At 67.1% G+C, this 18,014-nt stretch carries 13 protein-coding genes and 1 pseudogene; 11 read left to right on the top strand and 3 right to left on the bottom strand.

All coding sequences use genetic code 11. From position 1 onward, the window contains the following. Positions 1-120: 120 nt before the first annotated feature. Genes QWL29_RS17695 through QWL29_RS17685 form a run of 3 tightly spaced genes read right to left on the bottom strand, consistent with a single transcriptional unit; the run spans position 121 to position 3,137 of the window. Complete coding sequence (locus QWL29_RS17695; protein ID WP_305824196.1) at positions 121-609, bottom strand: chemotaxis protein CheD; 489 nt, start codon at positions 607-609, stop codon at positions 121-123. Then, positions 606-1,436, bottom strand: coding sequence for a CheR family methyltransferase (locus QWL29_RS17690; protein WP_305824195.1), 831 nt, complete (start codon positions 1,434-1,436; stop codon positions 606-608). The genes QWL29_RS17695 and QWL29_RS17690 overlap by 4 nt, the downstream gene beginning before the upstream one ends. Before the next feature lie 3 nt (positions 1,437-1,439). Beyond that, positions 1,440-3,137 (bottom strand): methyl-accepting chemotaxis protein, encoded by a 1,698-nt coding sequence (locus tag QWL29_RS17685; protein ID WP_305824194.1) that lies wholly within the window; start codon positions 3,135-3,137, stop codon positions 1,440-1,442. Positions 3,138-3,764: 627 nt separating this feature from the next. On the opposite strand from QWL29_RS17685, the gene QWL29_RS17680 reads away from it, so the two are divergent. The 11 genes and pseudogenes from QWL29_RS17680 (at position 3,765) to QWL29_RS17635 (ending at position 17,953) form a co-directional block, all read left to right on the top strand. Next, a complete protein-coding gene (locus tag QWL29_RS17680) occupies positions 3,765-4,241 on the top strand; it encodes a hypothetical protein (protein ID WP_305824193.1) in 477 nt (158 codons plus the stop codon). Between the two features lie 33 nt (positions 4,242-4,274). Next, positions 4,275-5,603, top strand: a complete 1,329-nt coding sequence (locus QWL29_RS17675) for a hypothetical protein (protein ID WP_305824192.1) — start codon at positions 4,275-4,277, stop codon at positions 5,601-5,603. Positions 5,604-5,714: 111 nt separating this feature from the next. Further along, positions 5,715-6,680 (top strand): carboxypeptidase-like regulatory domain-containing protein, encoded by a 966-nt coding sequence (locus tag QWL29_RS17670; RefSeq protein ID WP_305824191.1) that lies wholly within the window; start codon positions 5,715-5,717, stop codon positions 6,678-6,680. 6 nt (positions 6,681-6,686) lie between these two features. After that, entirely contained in the window at positions 6,687-8,030 is a 1,344-nt protein-coding gene (locus QWL29_RS17665) for an SdrD B-like domain-containing protein (RefSeq protein ID WP_305824234.1), read from the top strand. Next, positions 8,027-10,519 (top strand): porin family protein, encoded by a 2,493-nt coding sequence (locus tag QWL29_RS17660; protein WP_305824190.1) that lies wholly within the window; start codon positions 8,027-8,029, stop codon positions 10,517-10,519. The genes QWL29_RS17665 and QWL29_RS17660 overlap by 4 nt, the downstream gene beginning before the upstream one ends. 39 nt (positions 10,520-10,558) lie before the next feature. Further along, positions 10,559-12,247 carry a CLIPPER-2 domain-containing protein gene (locus QWL29_RS17655; RefSeq protein ID WP_305824189.1) on the top strand — a complete coding sequence of 563 codons (1,689 nt, stop codon included), beginning with the start codon at positions 10,559-10,561 and terminating at the stop codon, positions 12,245-12,247. Positions 12,248-12,373: 126 nt separating this feature from the next. Then, positions 12,374-14,701: pseudogene (locus tag QWL29_RS17650) on the top strand (PAS domain S-box protein); the annotation flags it as partial. A 61-nt stretch (positions 14,702-14,762) separates the two neighbouring features. Beyond that, complete coding sequence (locus QWL29_RS26810) at positions 14,763-15,164, top strand: response regulator (protein WP_370663711.1); 402 nt, start codon at positions 14,763-14,765, stop codon at positions 15,162-15,164. 186 nt (positions 15,165-15,350) lie between these two features. Then, the gene (locus QWL29_RS17645; protein WP_305824187.1) at positions 15,351-15,995 is read left to right on the top strand and encodes a response regulator; all 645 of its coding nucleotides are present in this window, start codon (positions 15,351-15,353) and stop codon (positions 15,993-15,995) included. 25 nt (positions 15,996-16,020) lie between these two features. Beyond that, positions 16,021-17,598, top strand: a complete 1,578-nt coding sequence (locus QWL29_RS17640; protein WP_305824186.1) for a sensor histidine kinase — start codon at positions 16,021-16,023, stop codon at positions 17,596-17,598. After that, positions 17,591-17,953 carry a response regulator gene (locus QWL29_RS17635; protein WP_305824185.1) on the top strand — a complete coding sequence of 121 codons (363 nt, stop codon included), beginning with the start codon at positions 17,591-17,593 and terminating at the stop codon, positions 17,951-17,953. The genes QWL29_RS17640 and QWL29_RS17635 overlap by 8 nt, the downstream gene beginning before the upstream one ends. Positions 17,954-18,014: the final 61 nt, after the last annotated feature.

The raw sequence follows: 18,014 nt of genomic DNA, 5'->3' as shown, positions 1-18,014 counted from the left end.
CGGCCAGCACGCGCGCCGCCTGGGCGCGCGCGGCATTCATGGCCGCCAGGGCTGCCTTGGCGTCCGGCATCGCGTCCGGTGCAGCCGACAGCGCGCTCGTCTCGTGACCCAGCGCCGGCATCATTGCAGCACTCCCGGGGTACGGCCGATACCGACCACCGAGTAGCTGTGGCTGTCGCAGTCGATGCTGATGCGGCGGCCCTGGTGGCCACCGACATCTTCGTAGCGCACGCGCAGGCCGCGGCGGCTCAGGTGTTCGCGCGCGGCGGCCACGTTGCGGCGGCCGATCGGCTCGGCGCCGCGCAGGGCGGCCAGCATGCTGGCGCCGCCGGCCACCACCACTTCGACTTCGTCGTACTGCTCGCGGCGCACGCCGAGTTCGCGCAGCATGCGCGGCACGGCGTCGCTGACGTAGCGCGCGTTGGCGTCAAGCGAGGTCATGTCGGTTTCCGGCAGCAGGCAGTGGGCCAGCGCGCAGCGGCGGCCGTTACGCCAGATCATGCCGATGCCCACGCAGGAGCCGAGCAGCGCGGTCAGGACCTGCTCGCCGGCGCCAACCTGCATTTGACCAGCGAAAACGTGACGGGTTTGTTCGAAGTGCAGGTTCATGATTGGCCTTGGCGGATGCGGTAGACGTGGGTTTGTTCAAAATCGAAAGGGGTGGCGATGCGGGTAATCGACTCCTGCTCGCCCAGGATCAGGCGCGCCTGCGGGGCCATGGCGGCACGCACGCTGTGCAGCACCCGCTCCTGGGTCGCTTCGTCGAAATAAATCAGCACATTGCGCAGCAGCACCAGGTCGAACTGGGCGCCCTGGCGCCAGGGCGCCAGCAGCTGGTGTTCGCCGAAGCGCACTACGGCGCGCAGTTCGGGAATCGCACGGATGCCCTCGCCTTCGCTGCGGAAATACTTGCGCACCAGGTCGGGACGGCTGGCGCCGAAGCGCTCGGCCGAGCGGCCTTCGTAGTAGCCTTCCGCCGCCGTGGCCAGCACGCCGGTATCGATGTCGGTGGCCTGGATTGCGAAGCGGAACCCGCGGTGGCGCTCCTGGAATTCGCTGCACAGCATCGCCATCGAGTAGGCTTCCTCGCCGCTGGCGGCGGCAGCCGACCAGATGCGCAGGGTGCAGCCCGGGTTGGCCGCCAGCCAGGCCGGCAGGAAGTCGCGCTCCAGGTAGTCCCACACGGCCGGGGTGCGGAAAAAGGCCGTGTCGTTGGTCGTCACCAGGTTGATGAAGGGCTGCAGTTCGGTGCGGTCGGCGCGCACGCGCTCGATGTAGTCGCGGTAGCGCGCCAGGCCGAGGGACCGCATGCGCGGCAGCAGGCGGCCCTGCAGCAGCACGCGCTTGTGCTCGTGCATGGCGATGCCGGTGTGTTCGCGCACCAGCCCGGCCAGCGCGGCGAATTCCAGCGGGTTCAGTTCGGCGAGTTCCGGCATGTCTTACACCACGAAGCTGGAAACGATGCGGTTCAGCTGCTCGGCGTTCTCGTTCAGGCCTTCGGTCGAGCGGGCGATGCTGTCGCAGGAGCCGGCCGAACGCTCGGTTTCCTGGGCGATGTAGGAGATGGCGGCAGCCACTTCTTTCGCCGTGAGCGACTGCTCGTCGGCGCTGCGCGAGATGTCGGAAATCGCCAGCGAGGTCTTTTCCACGCCCGAGGCGATGCGATCAAAGGCGTCGCTGGCCTGGCGCGAGATGTCGCTGCCCTGCACCACGCGGCGCACCGATTCGTTGATCAGCTTCGAGATTTCCTTGGTCGCTTGCGAGGAACGCTCGGCCAGCTTGCGCACTTCGTCGGCTACGACCGAGAAGCCCAGGCCGTGTTCGCCGGCACGCGCCGCTTCGATTGCCGCGTTGAAGGCCAGCATGTTGGTCTGGCTGGCGATCTCGCCGATGACCTTGACGATTTCGCCGATGTCTTCCGACGACTGGTTGATCAGGCCCATGGCTTCGATGGTCTTGGCCACGGCCTTGGCGCCGACTTCCGCTTCGTTGCGGGTGGCTTGCGCCAGGGAATTCGCGTCGGTGGTGCTGCGGGCGATCGAGCCGATCGAGGCGGTCAGGCCGTCGACCGAGGCGTTCATTTCCTCGACGGTGGCGCCCAGGGCCTGGGCGCTGGCGGCGACCACGTTCGAGCGGTCGGCAATGGTGCGCGAGGAACCCGACAGCTTGCCGGCGGCGCCCACGACCTCGCCGATCACGCCGCGGAGGTCGGCGATCATCTTCATGACGCCGCGCGAGAGCTGGTCGAGCGGCTCGTCGCCAACGACATCGGCCTCGCCGGTCAGGTCGCCGTCCGAGGCGCGCGCCACCAGGTCGAGCAGCACGGCCACTTTGCGCTGTTCGGTTTCGGTACGCGCGGCGCTGCGCTCTTCCAGCAGCACCTGCTCGGTGATGTCGGTGGCGAATTTCACCACTTTGACCGGCTTGCCGTTCAGGTCGAGGATGGGATTGTAGGTGGCCTGGATCCAGACCACCTTGCCGTTGTTGCCCAGGCGGCGGTAGCGGCCGCAGTCGAACTCGCCGCGGTTCAGCTTTTGCCAGAACTTGCGGTAGGCCAGGCTGGCGGCGTAGTCGTCGTCGCAGAACACGCGGTGGTGCTCGCCGCGCACGTCGTCGATGGCGTAGCCCATCAGGCCCAGGAAATTCTCGTTGGCATTGACCAGCAAGCCGTCCATGTCGAATTCGACCACGGCTTGCGCCTTTTGCATGGCGTCGACCAGGCCGGCCAGCTCGGCGGTACGTGCTTTTTCAGCGGTCACGTCGGTGGCGAACTTGACGATCTTGTGCACGCGGCCTTCCGGATCGAGCACCGGGTTGTAGGACGCGTTGATCCAGACTTCGCGGCCGCCCTTGCCGATGCGCTTGTACCCGGCGCGCTCGACCTTGCCCGAAGCCAGGTCGGCCCAGAAATCCACATACGCCGCCGATTGCTCGAACGACGGTTCGCAGAACATCGAATGGTGCTGACCGACCACTTCCTCCAAGGCATAGCCCATGACGTCGAGGAAATTCTCGTTGGCGTGGGTGATGTAGCCATCGAGGGTGAATTCGATGACGGCCTGGGCGCGGTTGAGCGCAGTGTGGATGGCTTGCAGTTCGTGCACGGCGTTGTGGGTTTCCTGTTGGCTGATTTGCATGGCTGACCTGTAGAGAGCGAATAAACCCGGCACGGTGCCGGAGACGGGGCTGACGTTCTTTCTTGGTCAGCGGAAACTATGATGCCCGAAATCAACGAATCAGTAAATCCGGCAAATCGGAAAATAACGAAATGATCTTGAACGTGTTGCTGAAGACCAACAGCCACTTGACAGGTCAGAAAACATGGTGAACTAACACCAAATTTCCTACAACTGAGCACTCAACCGGCTTATAACCGGAAGTATCTCACAAACCAAATTAAGTATTGCTGAGCTATCGGCTGGGCTGTCCCGTCCGATTTCGCCACCGAATTTCCTACAGCTGAGCTGCGCCCGAATATGCGCGTGGCAGGTGCTGACGCCCCGTGAAAGAAAGACTAGACGGACTGGCAAGGAGGATGCGCCTGCCCTTCCCTATATAAGGGGAATGCTCCTGCCCCACGTCCCGACACGCACCGCGAAGGTGCGTCGGAGCAACAATGATGTCGTACGGCAAAAAAACTTTGCATCAAATCAGTAAATTCGATACGATGCGTTTCGTCAGGGAAATTCAGCAAATCCAGAAACCTTGACCGGCCTTTGCCACCCGGGCCTTGTCAGCGGGCGGCTCTCGATACCGGAGCATTTGTGGAACGCGTCTTTCTCTTCCTGGCACTTTGCCTGTTTCAACTGAGCTCGGCATTCGCCGCCCCCAGCGACGTCAACGTCACCCTGCAAGCCTTCCAGGTCGTCGGCTCGGCCAAGGACGTCAAGCTGGTCCCGACCACCCGCGCCAACCCCGGCGACACCATCGAATACCAGGTGACCTACCGCAACAACGGCAGCACCCCGGCCAAGCAGACCAAAGCGGTGCTGCCGGTCCCGGAAGGCGGAATGGCTTACCTCCCGGACACTGCCTCCCCCGCCAAGGTGGAAGCCAGCCTGGATGGCAAGACCTACGCCGCTGTGCCCCTGAAACGCGAAGTCGTGCGTGATGGCAAGAAAGTCACCGAAGCCGTACCCGCAACCGAATACCGCTTCCTGCGCTGGGACCTGGGCGATTTGCCCCCCGGCCAGGCGGCGACCGTGAAGTCCCGCATGCGCCTGAATAGCGCGAACAATTGATCGTAAAACCCTGTTTTTAAAAGGAATAACAAGATGAAACTTCGTTTGAATGCCCCTGCACGCCTGTCGTTCGCTGCAACCATGCTCGTGCTCGCTTCCCAAGGCGCGCATGCGGCGACCACCGCCGCCGGCACCGAGATCACCAACCAGGCCAGCGCCGTCTACCTCGACTCGCTGCTGCGCGGCCATACCGCCGTGTCGAACATCGTCACCACCGTGGTGCAGCAGGTCGGCAGCGCCGACATGGGCGACGGCTCGGCCAAGAACGCCGCCGCCAGCGCGCAAGTGGTGTATTCGCACAGCATCACCAACACCGGCAACGGCGCCGACACCTTCACGCTGAGCGCAACCAACGGCGGCGCCTTCAACATGGCCAATGTCGTGTTCTATGCCGACGCCAACGGCGACGGCATCGCCGACAACGCTACCCCGATCACCGGCACCGGCAGCCTGCCGGCCGGTGAGACCTTCCGCTTCGTTGCCGTGGCAACCCTGCCGGCGAATGCCGCACCGGGCACCAACAACGAGCTGACCGTCAAGGCCACCAGCACCTTCAATCCGCAAGTCGTTGCCACCAGCAAGGACACGACGACCGTCACCGCTTCGGCGCTGATGGACATCACCGCCAACGGCCCTGGCAATGGCGCCACCGGCGCGGGCGCCGGTGCGGAAACCGCGGCCGTGGTCACCAACACCACCACCGCCGGCTCGACCACCCGCTTCACCATCTACTTGAACAACGCGGGCGGCAGCAACGAGACCTTCAACCTGCAGGCCAGCACCAGCTCCACCTTCGCCAACACCGACCTGCCGAGCGGCTGGACCGTGGTGTTCAAGGATGGCTTCGGCAACACCATCAACAATGCGCAAGTCAACAGCGGCGCCTACCGCATGGTGTACGCCGACGTGACGGTTGCCGCCGGCGCGACCCCGGCCACCACCCAGCTGTACTTCCGCGCGCAGTCGGGCACGACGAGCGTAGGCGACACCATCCACGCCGCCGTGAACGTCGTGAACGAAGCCGTGCAAGTCACCCTGACCAAGAAGCAAGCCCTGGATGCCGCCTACGACGGCACGCCGGATACCGACTTCAGCGCCGACAACATCACTGCCGGCGCCGTACCGGGCGCCTGCATCCGCTACCAGATCACGGCCACCAACACCGGCGCGACCGATGTCAACACCCTGATCGTTCGCGACACGATCCCGGCCTATACGAGCTTCCACTCGGCGCCTGGCAGCACTACCGGCGCGGTCATTGCGCCGATCGTCAACCTGCTCGGCACCCTGTCGGCCACCATCGGCACCATGTCGCCGGGCCAGTCGTCGACGATGACCTTCGGCGTCAAGATCTCGCAGTAACCGCACCGGCATTCGCCAACAACAATAAATAAATAACAAGAACCTCCCCGTCCACCGCCAGCAATGGCGGCGGATGGGGATCTCTACGCCCGAATTCCTGAGTTTGCCGCCATGAACAATCGTTTGCGTTTCCTGATCTCCCTGTTCACCCTGCTCTTCCTGTGCACCGGCGCCCACGCGGCGATCCGCAACCAGGCCACCGGCGCCTATGCCGACGCGCAGGGCAAGAACGTGAACCTGCAATCGAACGTCGTGCGCGCGATGCAGCCGGAAACCATCCGCTATTTCACCAACGCAAATTACACCACCCAGGCCATCGTCACGACCTACGGCCGTGCGCTGTTCGTCGAAGCGGTCGCGCCGGCCTGCGACACCGACCCGACCAGGATCGACACGATTACCCTGAACATCTCGTCGAAAAAGACCGGCGACACCCAGAGCTACCTGGCCGACGAGACCGATGTCGACAGCGCCGTCTTCCACATCACCTCGAAGGCAACGACCGACGAAGCGAAGAGCATGAGCGACGTCAGCGCCGGCAACGGCGCCCTCGAGGTGATGGCCGACGACACCCTGATGGCCTCCATCGAGAGCTGCGGCGGCAATACCGCGTTCGCCTCGATCCTGGTCGACCCGGTCGGCATCGTGTTCGACAGCAAGACCAACCAGACCCTGGCCGGCGCCACCGTGACCCTGATCGACGTCACCGGCGACGGCAACGGCGGCCGTCCCGGCGAAGCCGCCGTGGTGTTCGACACCGACGGCGAAACCCGCATGCCGAGCACCGTCGTCACCGACGCCGACGGCCACTACCACTTCCCGCTGGTCGCCCCCAGCCTGTACCGCCTGGCCGTGACCGCGCCGACCAACTACACCTTCCCGTCGAAGCTGGCTGCCGGCCTGCTGCCGGAAGGCCGCGAAATCAACCTGTACGGTTCCTACGGCGGCAGCTTCACCGTCAGCGCCGCCAGCGGCGTGGTGACCATCGACGTGCCCCTGGACGCCGTGCCGGGCACCCTGTACCTGGAAAAGAACGCCTCGCGCGCCATTGCCGAGATCGGCGACTTCGTCGACTAAACCGTCATCGTCCACAATACCGCCGAGCAAGCCCTGGCCGGCGTGAAGGTCGACGACGTGCTGCCGGCCGGTTTTGCCCTGGTGCCGGGCACCGTGCGCCTGGATAACGTGAAAGTGGCCGACCCGCAGGCCGGCACTGCCACCGCCCTGCAATTCGACATCGGCGCCGTGCCGGCCAGCGCCAGCATGACCCTGCGCTACCGCGTGCGCATCGGCGCCGGCGCCCTGCAAGGCGACGGCATCAACCGCGCCAGCGCCACCAGCGCCGCGCCACTGGCCCTGTCCAGCGTGATCGCCGCCGCCAAGGTGAAGGTCGAGGCCGGCGTGTTCTCGGAAAAAGGCGTGATCCTCGGTAAAGTGTTTGCCGACTGCAACGCCAACGGCGTGCAGGACAAGGACGAGCCGGGCGTGCCGGGCGTGCGCATCTACCTGGAAGACGGCGCCTTTGCCCGCACCGATATTGACGGCAAGTACAGCTTCCTGGAAACCCGTCCACGCACCCACGTCGCCAAGGTCGATCCATCGACCCTGCCGCAGGGCGCCACCCTGTCGGTGCTGTCGCAGCGTAACGCTGGCGACGCCGGCAGCCGTTTCGTCGACGCCAAGGATGGCGAGCTGGCCAAGGCCGACTTCGCCCTGGCAGGCTGCAGCGACGCCCTGCGCCGCGAGATCGCTGCGCGCCGCGCCGTCATCAAAGCGGACACCAAGGCCGCCGACGCCACCGTGCATGCCCCGGCCGCCAAGGCTGCCCCAGTCAAGGTCGACCTGGCCCAGCTCGACAACACCCTCGGCTTCGTCGACCTGGAAAACGGCGCCGTGCTGGTCTCGAGCCAGGCCACCGTGCGCGTCAAAGGCGCACTCGGCGCCCGCTTCGCCCTGCTGGTGAACGGTGAAGCCGTCGCTGATACCCATATCGGCCAGCGCAACAAGGTCGCCGAACACCAACTGGAAAGCTGGGACTACGTCGGTGTTGCCCTGCGCGCCGGCAAGAACACCCTGGAGCTGCGCCAGAACGACAGCTTCGGCAATGCCCGCGGCAGCAGCCGCGTGGACGTGATCGTGCCGGGCGCCCTGGCCAAGCTGCGCGTCGAACTGCCGCAAAGCAAAGTGGCCGCCGACGGCCGCGCCGCAGCCGGCGTCATCGTGCACCTGGAAGACGCGCAAGGCGTGCCGGTCCTGCAGCGCACCCCGGTGACCCTGGACACCAACCTGGGCCAGTGGCTGCAGGCCGACCTCGACCCGCGCGAGCCAGGCTTGCAGGCATTCGTCGAAGGCGGCCGGGGGAATTTGCCCTGCGCGCCCCGAACGAAGCCGGTGAAGCCAAGCTCGTCGCCAGCAGCGGCGCCGTGAAGACCGAACAGCTGCTCTCCTTCGTGCTGAACCTGCGTCCGCTGGTCGCCGCCGGCGTGATCGAAGGCGCTGTCAGCCTGAACAATATCCGTGGCAACACCAGCAACCCGAACCGCTCGTTCGACGCCTTCGAAGACCAGCTGCGCAGCGTCTCGGGCAAAATCGGCAATACCGATGCCGAACTCGGCGGCCGTGCCGCCGTCTTCATGAAGGGCACCGTTGCCGGCGACACCCTGCTGACCATGTCCTACGATTCGAGCAAGGAAAAAGAAGAAAAGCTGTTCCGCGACGTCGACCCGCTGGGCTTCTACCCGACCACCGGCGACGACGCCGAGCGCGGTTTCGAGGCGCAGTCGACCAGCCGCGGCTACCTGCGCGCCGACCGCAACAAGTCCTGGCTGCTGTTCGGCGACATGACCCCGCCCGGCACCACCCCGGCGCGCAACCTGGGCGCCTACAACCGCAGCCTGACCGGCCTGCGCCACCACTACGAGGCGAATGGCCTGACCGTGGACAGCTTCGCCAGCCGCGACAGCACCCGCCAGATGGTGGAAGAAGTCGCCGCCAACGGCACCTCGGGCCCTTACCTCACCGGCAGCGGCGCCATGGTCCTGAACAGCGAGCGCGTCGAGATCGTCGTGCGCGACCGTAACCAGACCGGCATCGTGCTGTCGAACAAGGCGCAAGTGCGCTATGTCGACTACGACATCGAGCCACTCAGCGGCCGCATCATCTTCCGCGCCCCGGTGGCCAGCCTGGACGAAGGCATGAACCCGGTGTCGGTGCGCATCAGCTACGAAGTCGACCAGGGCGCCCCGCAGTTCTGGGTCGGCGGCAGCGCGGCCCAGTACAAGCTGAACAAGGCCGTGGAAGTGGGCGGCAGCGTCATCAGCGACCGCAACCCGATCGCCAGGTCCACCCTGTCGAGCGTGAACGCCACCGTGAAGCCGGACGACAAGACCACGATCATCGTGGAAGCCGCCCGCATGGACAAGGAAGTGCACGACGGCAACGCCGTGCGCATCGACGCCACCCGCAACGACGGCAAGCTCGAAGCCCGCGTGTACGCCGTGCGTACGGGCGAGTTCTTCGACAACCAGTCGGCGATCCTGCCGAAGGGCCGCCTGGAAGCCGGCGTGCGCGCCGGCTACAAGCTGACCGAACAAGTGCGCCTGGATGCCGAACTGCTGCGCACCGAGGATCTGGTGAGCGGCGCCGCGCGCGACGGCGTGCAGGTCGGCGCCGGCTACGCCTTCCAGAACGGCGTGCGCGTCGAAGCCGGCGTGCGCCATGCGCAGGAAACCGCGGCCGCGGGCAGCACCCTGGTCCAGCCCGATCTGACCAGCGTGCGCGCCAAGGTGACGAGCCAGATCCCCGGCCTGCCGCAGGCCAGCGTCTCGCTCGAAGCCGAACAGGACATCAAGGACAGCGGCCGCCGCATGGTCGCCATCGGCGGCGACTACCGCCTGGCCGGTGGCAGCCGCCTGTATGGCCGCCATGAGCTGATCAGCAGCCTGGGCTCGAACTATGCACTCAACGAAGGCCAGGAGCGCAACGCTACCGTGTTCGGTGTGGATTCGGAATACATGAAGGATGGCCGCGCGTTCTCGGAATACCGTGCCCGCGGCTCGGCCCTGGGTTCGAAGGAAGCCGAAGCGGCAATGGGCCTGCGCAATCTGTGGACGATCGGCCAGGGCGTGCGCGCCAGCACCAGCTTCGAGCGCGTGCGCGTGCTCTCCGGCCCGGCGGCCAATGAGTCGGTGGCCGTGACCGGCGCCATCGATATCGCCCGCAATCCGCTGTGGCGCGCCAACGCACGCCTGGAACTGCGCCATGGCGAAGACAGCGACGCGGTGCTGAATACCCTGGGCCTGGCGTATAAATTGAGCGAGGAATTCACCTTCCTGGGCAAGAACGCCTACGCCGCCAACCGCAGCCGCACCACCGACAGCATGCGCGTCAACGAACTGCTGCAAAGCGGCGTGGCCTACCGTGCGCCGGGCACCCTGGGCGTGAACGCCCTGGCCAAGTACGAGTTCAAGCTGGAGTCCGACAACGGCCCGGCCGACCTCAAGCGCGCCGTGCACGCCGTGTCGGTGGCCGGCAACTGGCAGCCGACCCGCGAGACCGTGTTCAGCGGCCGCTACGTCGGCAAGCTGGCGAACGACCGCTCGAGCGGCCTGGATACCCGCGGCACCGCCCACCTGCTGGCCGCCCGCGTGACCCACGAGCTCAAGCGCGACTGGGACGTCGGCGCGGTTGCCCAGGTCCTGTTTAACGGCGAAGGCAGCGGCCGCCAGTACGGCCTGGGCCTGGAAGCCGGCTACCAGCTGCAGAAGAACATGTGGGTCTCGGCCGGCTACAACTTCCTGGGCTTCAAGGAACGCGACCTGGCCGGCGCCGATGCCACCAGCAAGGGCGTGTATGTGCGCCTGCGCATGAAGTTCGACGAACGCGCCCTCGAGGGCATGATGAACGCACTCAACTAAGCTGTATTGACTACGCTGTATTCAATTAAGAAAATGACGATGACTTTCCCAAAGAATAGTTTTGCCTGGCTGCGTACGATCTTCCTGGCCCTCGCCTGCCTGGCCGCCCTGCCCGCCCAGGCCGCCTGCGTGGCCGGCGCCTGCATCTCGGCCGGGCCGCGCCTGGCCAGCGTCGACAGCACGCAAAGCGCCTTGCTCAATCCCCTGCTCGGCGGCCTGCTCGGCACCAGCCTGAACCTGAACGTGGCCGACTGGAACGCGCTGGCCGGCGGCGACGTCAAGCTGCTCGACTTCCTGAACGCCCTCAAGCTCCAGGCGAACGTATCGAGCCCGACCCAGGCGCTGGGCACCACCGTCACGCTGGGCCAGGTGGCGGCGGCGCTGAACGCGGCGGCCCAGCTCGAAGCCAAGACCAGTTTATCCGGCGTGCTGTCGCGCCTGCAGCCGCTGCTTGCCAATACCGGCGCCAGCGTGCGCGTGGGCGACCTGGTGAAAGTGAGCACCGATGCCGGCGCCCTGGCCGGCACCACCATCAACTCGCTCGACATGCTCACCGGCCTGATCCAGCTGTACAACCACCGCAACATGATCACCACGCCGACCCCGGTCGGGATTTCCGGCGGCGCGCTGGGCATGACGGGCCTGATCAACAACCTGCAGCTGTACGCGCAGGTGATCGAGCCGCCGGTGTACGTGTGCGGCCCGACCGGCTCGCAGTTCCATACCGCGGCCATCCGCCTGAAGCTCAAGCTCGACCTGGTGACCCTGAGCCCGGTCACCGACACCCTGAAACAGGTGGCCGGCGTGAACAGCGCCTCGGTCGCCATCGGCAAGCTCGACGTGTACGTGGAAGCGGCGCGCGGCGAAGGCAGCCTGTCGGCGGTCGACGCCGTGGCCAAGGCCGTCACCCTGCAGGTGGCGCCGGGCGTGGGCGACATCTACCTGGGCAGCATCCCTGACAACGTGTTCTTCAACCGCACCCGCACGCTCTCCGCCGCCGACGTCGGCTACGGCCAGATCGGCGAACTGGTCCTGAACGGCATCCGCGTCGCGCTCGAAATCAAGAGTACCGCGCGCGGCCAGGCGCCCTTCGCTTCCAGCGTGACCTTGTCGGGCACCTTCCCGCAAACGCGCACGGTGAGCACCAGCGCGGCGTTCATCACTGGCCTGACCAACAGCCTGGTGGGCAATCTGTCGCTGCGCACCACCATCTTGACCGGCGGCCTGCTCGACCTGGTGCTGGTGCCGGTAACCAACCTGTTGAACGGCCTGCTGCAGCCGGTACTCAAGGGGCTGGTGGTGGACACCCTGTCGCCGATCCTGACCCCGATCCTGACCGGCGTGGCCGATCCGCTGCTGAAACTGCTGGGCATCGGCCTGGGCCAGATGACGGTGACCGTGAACGGCATCTGCCAGTCCTGCGACAGCTTCGCGCTGACCAAGACCGCCGACAAGGCGAACGCCGTGCCGGGCAACACGATTACCTATGAAGTCGCGTTCGAGAACACCGGCACCACCACCCTGTCGGGCCTGACCGTGACCGACAACACGCCGGCGTTCACCACCTTTGCCAGCGCCGAATGCGGCACCCTGCCGGCCGACCTGAACAGCTGCGCGATCGCGGTCCAGCCCAAGGCGGGCGAGAATGGCGCCGTCGAATGGCGCTTCACCGGCAGCCTGCAACCCGGGGCCAAGGGAAGCGTGCGCATGAAAGTCGTGGTGCAATAGGGCCTGTGCGCCCCGGGTCCAGACGGACGCGTTTCGGCCGTCAACTATGTGTACAATGCAAGCTTTTTCCTCAAGGAAGCTGTGAACAGCACCAGCCAGCATGCCTTCCTGGACAACGGCGGCGCCATGGGCGAACGCGTCCGGGACATGGACTGGTCCGCGCATGCGCTCGGGCCGGTGTCCGGCTGGCCGCCCGTGCTGCGCACCGGCCTGGCCATCGTGCTCGGCTCGGCCTTCCCCACCTTCCTGGCCTGGGGCGAGAAGCTGACCCTGTTCTTCAACGACGCCTACCTGCCGATGCTCGGCAACAAGGCGCCGACCGCGCTCGGCGCGCCCCACCCCGAAGTCTGGCACGAGGTCTGGCATGAACTGGAACCGACTATCCGGCGCGTGCTGGCCGGCGAGTCCTTCTTTTTCGAGAACCTGGCGGTCACCGTCGAACGCCACGGCTACCCCGAGCAGGCCTGGTTCACCTTTTCCTTCAGCCCCCTGCGCGACGAGCTGGGCGCGGTGCAGGGCCTGATCTGCACCGTGGTCGAAGTGACCGACAAGGTGCAGGCGCTGGCGCGCCACAAGGACGCCGAGGAACGCCTTGCCCTCTCGCTCGAGGCATCGGGCAACATCGGCACCTGGAGCTATGAGCTCGACGGCGGCGCCACCCACGTCGACGAGCGCTTCGCACGCCTGTTCCAGGTCGAGGCCGCGCTGGCGCGCGAAGGCACCGAGCTGAACCGCTTTACCGACATGATCCACCCGGAAGACCGGCCGCGCGTGCTGGCGGCGATCGCCCACGCCATCGAGACCCGCACCCTGTACGACACCGAGTACCGCATCCCGCAGCGCTCGGGGCTGGACGTGTGGGTGAATGCACGCGGCAAGGTGTTTACCGACCCGGCCGACGGCACGCGCCGCTTCGCCGGTATCGCGGTCGACATCAGCGAGCGCAAGGCGCAGGCCGAAGCGCTGCGCGCCAGCGAGGCGCGCGCCGAAAGCGACCGGCGCCGCCTTGACGTGCTGCTGGAAGCGGCGCCGGTCGGCATCTTCTACGTCGACCCGAACGGCCGCCTGCTGGTGGCGAACGCCGCCAACCACGCGATCTGGGGCCATTATCCCGACAGCCGGTCGGTCGACGAATACGGCGCCTGGCGCGGCTGGCACATCGACGGCCCGCTGGCCGGGCAGCCGCTGGCCGCCGCCGAGTGGCCGGTGGCGCGCGTGCTGGCCGGGCGCGACACCGACGCCGGCGTGTTCGAGATCGAACCGTTCGATGTCCCCGGCCTGCGCCGCACGGTGCTGGTGCGCGCCGCCGCCCTGCGCGGCGCCGACGGCGCACTGCTCGGCGCGGTGGCCGCGCACATGGACATCACGCCCCAGGTGGCGGCCGAAAAGGCGCTCAAGGAAAGCGAGCGCCGCTTCCGCGCGATCGCCAACGTGATCCCGCAGATGGTGTGGTCGACCCACGTCGACAGCGGCGTCTATTATTTCAACGAGCGCTGGCAGGAGTTCACCGGCCTCGACTTCCCGGCCTTGCAGGCAGGCGCCTGGCGCGCCGCCGTGCATCCCGACGACCGCGACGCCCTGCGCACGCACTGGCAGCGCAGCCGCGACGCGGGCGCGCCTTTCGAATTCGAGCATCGCCTGCGCCACCACAGCGGAGAATACCGCTGGCTGCTGAGTCGTGCCCTGCCCTTTGCCGATGCCGATGGCCGCGTGACCGACTGGATGGGCACCCTGACCGACATCCACGCGCAAAAGAGCGGCGAAGCCGAGCTGCGCGCCCAGGCCAGGCGCAAGGACGAGTTCCTGGCGATGCTGGCGCACGAATTGCGCAATCCGCTGGCGCCGATCAGCAACGCCGCACAACTGCTCGGCATGCCCGGCCTGGACGAGCGCCGCCTGCGCCAGTCGAGCGAGATCATCGCGCGCCAGGTGCGCCACATGACCGAACTGGTGGACGATCTGCTCGACGTGTCGCGCGTCACGCGCGGGAAGGTAGAGCTCGACCGCGCCCTGGTCGACGTCGGCGCCGTGGTGGCCGGCGCCGTGGAACAGGCGCGCCCGCTGATCGAGGCGCGCCGCCACACGCTGGACCTGCAGCAGGATGCCGGCGGCTGGGTCGACGGCGACCGCACGCGCCTGGTGCAGGTGGTGTCGAACCTGCTGAACAACGCCGCCAAGTACACGCCGCAGGGCGGGCGCATCGCCCTGCAGGTAGCGCGCGCCGACGGCCTGGTGACGATCTCGGTGCGCGACAACGGCATCGGCATCGCGCCCGACGTGCTGCCCCAGGTGTTCGATTTGTTCACGCAAGCCGAGCGCACGCCGGACCGCTCGCAGGGCGGCCTGGGCCTGGGCCTGGGCCTGGCGCTGGTGAAAAGCCTGGTGCAGCTGCATGGCGGCAGCGTCCAGGCGCTCAGTGCCGGCCTGGGCCAGGGCAGCAGTTTCAGTGTGACGCTGCCGCTGGCGCAGCGCGAAGCCGGCGCCGCAGCGCGAAGCCGGCGCCGCGGCTGCGGCCATGCCGTCGGCCGCCCTGCCCGGCGCCGGCGGCCAGGTACGCATCCTGATCGTCGACGACAACCTCGACGCGGCCCAGTCGCTGACCGAGGTGCTGCGCGCCTTTGGCCACGCGGTGGCCAGCGCCGCCTCTTCACGCGAAGCGCTGGCCCTGGCCGAACAGGACTGGCCGCAAATGTTCGTGCTCGACATCGGCCTGCCCGACATCGACGGCTACGAACTGGTGCGGCGCCTGCGCTCCCTGCAGGCCGGCCGCTCCGCCCTCTACCTTGCCCTGACCGGTTACGGCCAGGCCCACGACCGCGTGCTCTCGCGCAGCGCCGGTTTCGACCACCATTTCGTGAAACCGGTGGACCTGCGCGCCCTGATTGCCGTGATCGACGGCATCGGGGCTGCTCCATGAACCCGCTTACACCCATCCAACCGCGACGCATCGCTAGTCGCACGCCAGCCTCTACCGGAACAGCTGTAAAGCCGGTGGTGGTGGTAGCATGATGCCCTTCGCGCCTGCGCCCCTGGGCCATGCGCCGCAACTGGACCGCGCCCGCTTCCTTGACAGAAGCCTCTGCGGACCCAAGAATTCATACCTATGTTGAAACCTGAAGAAGACGTGCGCGACCCGGCGTACAACGCCGCCGAGTTCTGCTCGACAAAAGACGCCGCCCGCCTGCTCGGCGTATCGCACCGCACGGTGCAGCTGTGGGTCGAGAACGGCACCCTGCAAGCCTGGAAGACCGCCGGCGGCCACCGCCGCATCACGATGGCGTCGGTGAACAAGCTGGTCAACGAACGCCACGAGGCCACCGCGCCCGTGGCGCCGGTCGCCGCGGCCGAACCGGAAAAATCGCAGCGCAAGAAAGTCCTGCTGGTCGACGACGACCGCACCCTGCTGCGCCTGTACGAACTGGAACTGCAGGGCTGGAACCTGCCGCTCGACGTGGTCAAGGCCCACGACGGCTTCGTGGCCCTGATCCGCATCGGCGAACAGCGCCCCGATCTGCTGGTGAGCGACCTGAGCATGCCGGGCATGGACGGCTTCCGCATGATCCGTACCCTGCGCGGCGACGCCGACTATGGCCAGATGGCGATCATCGTCGTCAGCGGCCTGGACCGCGCAACGATCGCCTCGATGGGCCTGCCCTCCGACATTCCGGTGTTCCCGAAGCCGGTGCCTTTCGCCCAGCTGCGCGCGGCGGTCGAACATGCGCTCGACGTGCGCGCGGACGCCACCTGACCGGGACGCTGCGTTCCCCAACGCCATGCTTCAGCCCTTACTGCCGAACGATGAAGCCAGCCGCCTGCAAGCGCTGCTCGACCTGAAGCTGCTCGACACCGCCCCCGAGGAACGCTTCGAACGGATCACGCGCCTGGCGGCGCGCCTGTTCGACGTGCCGATGGCGATGGTCGGCCTGCTCGACGCCGACCGCCTGTGGTTCAAGTCGCGCATCGGAGTGCTGGAGCAGGAAATCCCGCGCGTGGTCACCTTCTGCGGCCATGCCATCCTGCAGGACGAGGTCTTCGTGATCGAGGATACGTCCACCGACCCGCGCTTCGCCGACAATCCCGTCATCACCGGCCCGCTGCGCCTGGGCTTCTATGCCGGCCTGCCGCTGGCCGCGCCCGACGGCAGCCGCGTCGGCACCCTGTGCGTGCTCGATCACCGGCCGCGCAGCTTCAGCGACGCCGACCGCCTGCTGCTGCGCGACCTGGCGGCACTGGTGACCGCCGAATTCGCCAGCGACGCGCTGCAACGCGCATTGCGCCGCCAGCGCGACAGCGAAACCTGGCTGCGCGCCCTGCTGGACCATTTGCCGGAAAGCGTGCTGATGCTCGACGAGGAGGCGAATGTGCTGTCGGTGAACCCGGCCGCCGAGCGCATGTTCGGCGCACTCGCGCAGCAGCTGGTCGGCCGCAACCTGCAGTGGCTGCTGGTGGAAGCCGTGCCCGACCTGGTGCGCTGCCTGCCCGAGGGCCAGGTCTGCACCCGCGAAGGCACCGGCCGCCGCGTCGACGGCGGCACCTTCCCGCTCGAGATATCGACCTGCGTGATGCACCTGGGCGGCCACCGCCGCTACGCCGCCATTGCACGCGACAATGCCGCGCGCCTGGAAGAAACACGGCGCCTGCGCGCCGCCGGCGAGCGGCGCAGCCGCTTCTTCAAGATGGCCGCGCACGAGCTGCGCACGCCGCTGGCCAGCATCATCGGGTTTTCGGAACTGCTGTTGAAACGCGACTTCGACGCCGCCACCGCGCGCGCACTGCTCGACATCGTGCACCGCCAGGCGAGTCACCTCTCGGCCCTGGTGACCCAGGTGCTGGACCTGGCGCGCCTGGAATCCGGCGGCCCCGCCGTGCTGCAGATCGGCCCGCAGCGCATCGAGGCCATCCTCGCCGAGGCCTTGGGTACGGTCGAACCGCTGGGCCAGAACGCGCGCATCGCGCTTGCAATCGAGCCGGATCTGCCGCCGGTCGCAGCCGACCCGCACAAGCTGGGCGCGGCGCTGGCCCATGTGCTGAACAACAGCCTGGTGTACTCCGCGCCGGGCACGCCGGTGACGGTGCGCGCCTGGCGCGGGCCGGACGCCGCCGTCGGCACCGTGCTGCTGCGCATCAGCGACAGCGGCATCGGCATGAGCGAAGAGCAGCAGGCCGCCATGTTCGAAGCCTTTTACCGCGCCAAGCCCGACGCCCGCCCGGAAAGCACCGGGCTGGGCCTGGCCATCTTCCACGAAACGATCGAGCTGCACAACGCCAGCGTCGACGTCGCCTCGACCCTGGGGCGTGGAACCGACATCACCCTGACCTTGCCGGCCGCCGCCGCCCTGCCCCATGCCTGAATCCATCCTTGTCGTCGACGACCAGCCCGAACTGCGGCTCCTGATCCGCCTGACCCTGCAAACCGTGGGCAAGGTGGCCGTGGCCGGCTCGGGCGACGAAATGATGGCGCGCATCGCCGCCGAGCGGCCGCGCGTGATCGTGCTCGACGTGTCGCTGGGCGGCGAAAGCGGCCTGGAACTGTGCCGCGCGCTGAAAGACGACCCGGCGACCAGCGATATCCGCATCCTGCTGCTGTCGGCTTTCGTGCAGGCGGCCGACGTGGCTGCCGGCAAGGCCGCCGGCGCCGACGACTACATGGCCAAGCCCTTCAGTCCGCGCGAACTGCAGGACGCAGTGAATGCGTTGCTGGCCTGAACCGCAGGGTATTTGCCGAAATCATTTAAATTCAGTAAAAACGATACCAAAATCGGCTAAC

This window comes from Massilia brevitalea (genome assembly GCF_030711405.1).
Lineage (GTDB): Bacteria > Pseudomonadota > Gammaproteobacteria > Burkholderiales > Burkholderiaceae_D > Telluria > Telluria brevitalea.
The sequence above is the reverse complement of the archived record's forward strand: the minus strand, read 5'-3'. Positions and strand labels throughout refer to the sequence as shown.

What these genes read in the sequence shown, in the direction of transcription:
- QWL29_RS17695 (WP_305824196.1), bottom strand. Translation starts at nt 609, where the DNA reads ATGAACCTGCACTTCGAACAAACCCGTCACGTTTTCGCTGGTCAAATG.
- QWL29_RS17690 (WP_305824195.1), bottom strand. Translation starts at nt 1,436, where the DNA reads ATGCCGGAACTCGCCGAACTGAACCCGCTGGAATTCGCCGCGCTGGCC.
- QWL29_RS17685 (WP_305824194.1), bottom strand. Translation starts at nt 3,137, where the DNA reads ATGCAAATCAGCCAACAGGAAACCCACAACGCCGTGCACGAACTGCAA.
- QWL29_RS17675 (WP_305824192.1), top strand. Translation starts at nt 4,275, where the DNA reads ATGAAACTTCGTTTGAATGCCCCTGCACGCCTGTCGTTCGCTGCAACC.
- QWL29_RS17670 (WP_305824191.1), top strand. Translation starts at nt 5,715, where the DNA reads ATGAACAATCGTTTGCGTTTCCTGATCTCCCTGTTCACCCTGCTCTTC.
- QWL29_RS17655 (WP_305824189.1), top strand. Translation starts at nt 10,559, where the DNA reads ATGACTTTCCCAAAGAATAGTTTTGCCTGGCTGCGTACGATCTTCCTG.
- QWL29_RS26810 (WP_370663711.1), top strand. Translation starts at nt 14,763, where the DNA reads ATGCCGTCGGCCGCCCTGCCCGGCGCCGGCGGCCAGGTACGCATCCTG.
- QWL29_RS17645 (WP_305824187.1), top strand. Translation starts at nt 15,351, where the DNA reads ATGTTGAAACCTGAAGAAGACGTGCGCGACCCGGCGTACAACGCCGCC.
- QWL29_RS17640 (WP_305824186.1), top strand. Translation starts at nt 16,021, where the DNA reads ATGCTTCAGCCCTTACTGCCGAACGATGAAGCCAGCCGCCTGCAAGCG.
- QWL29_RS17635 (WP_305824185.1), top strand. Translation starts at nt 17,591, where the DNA reads ATGCCTGAATCCATCCTTGTCGTCGACGACCAGCCCGAACTGCGGCTC.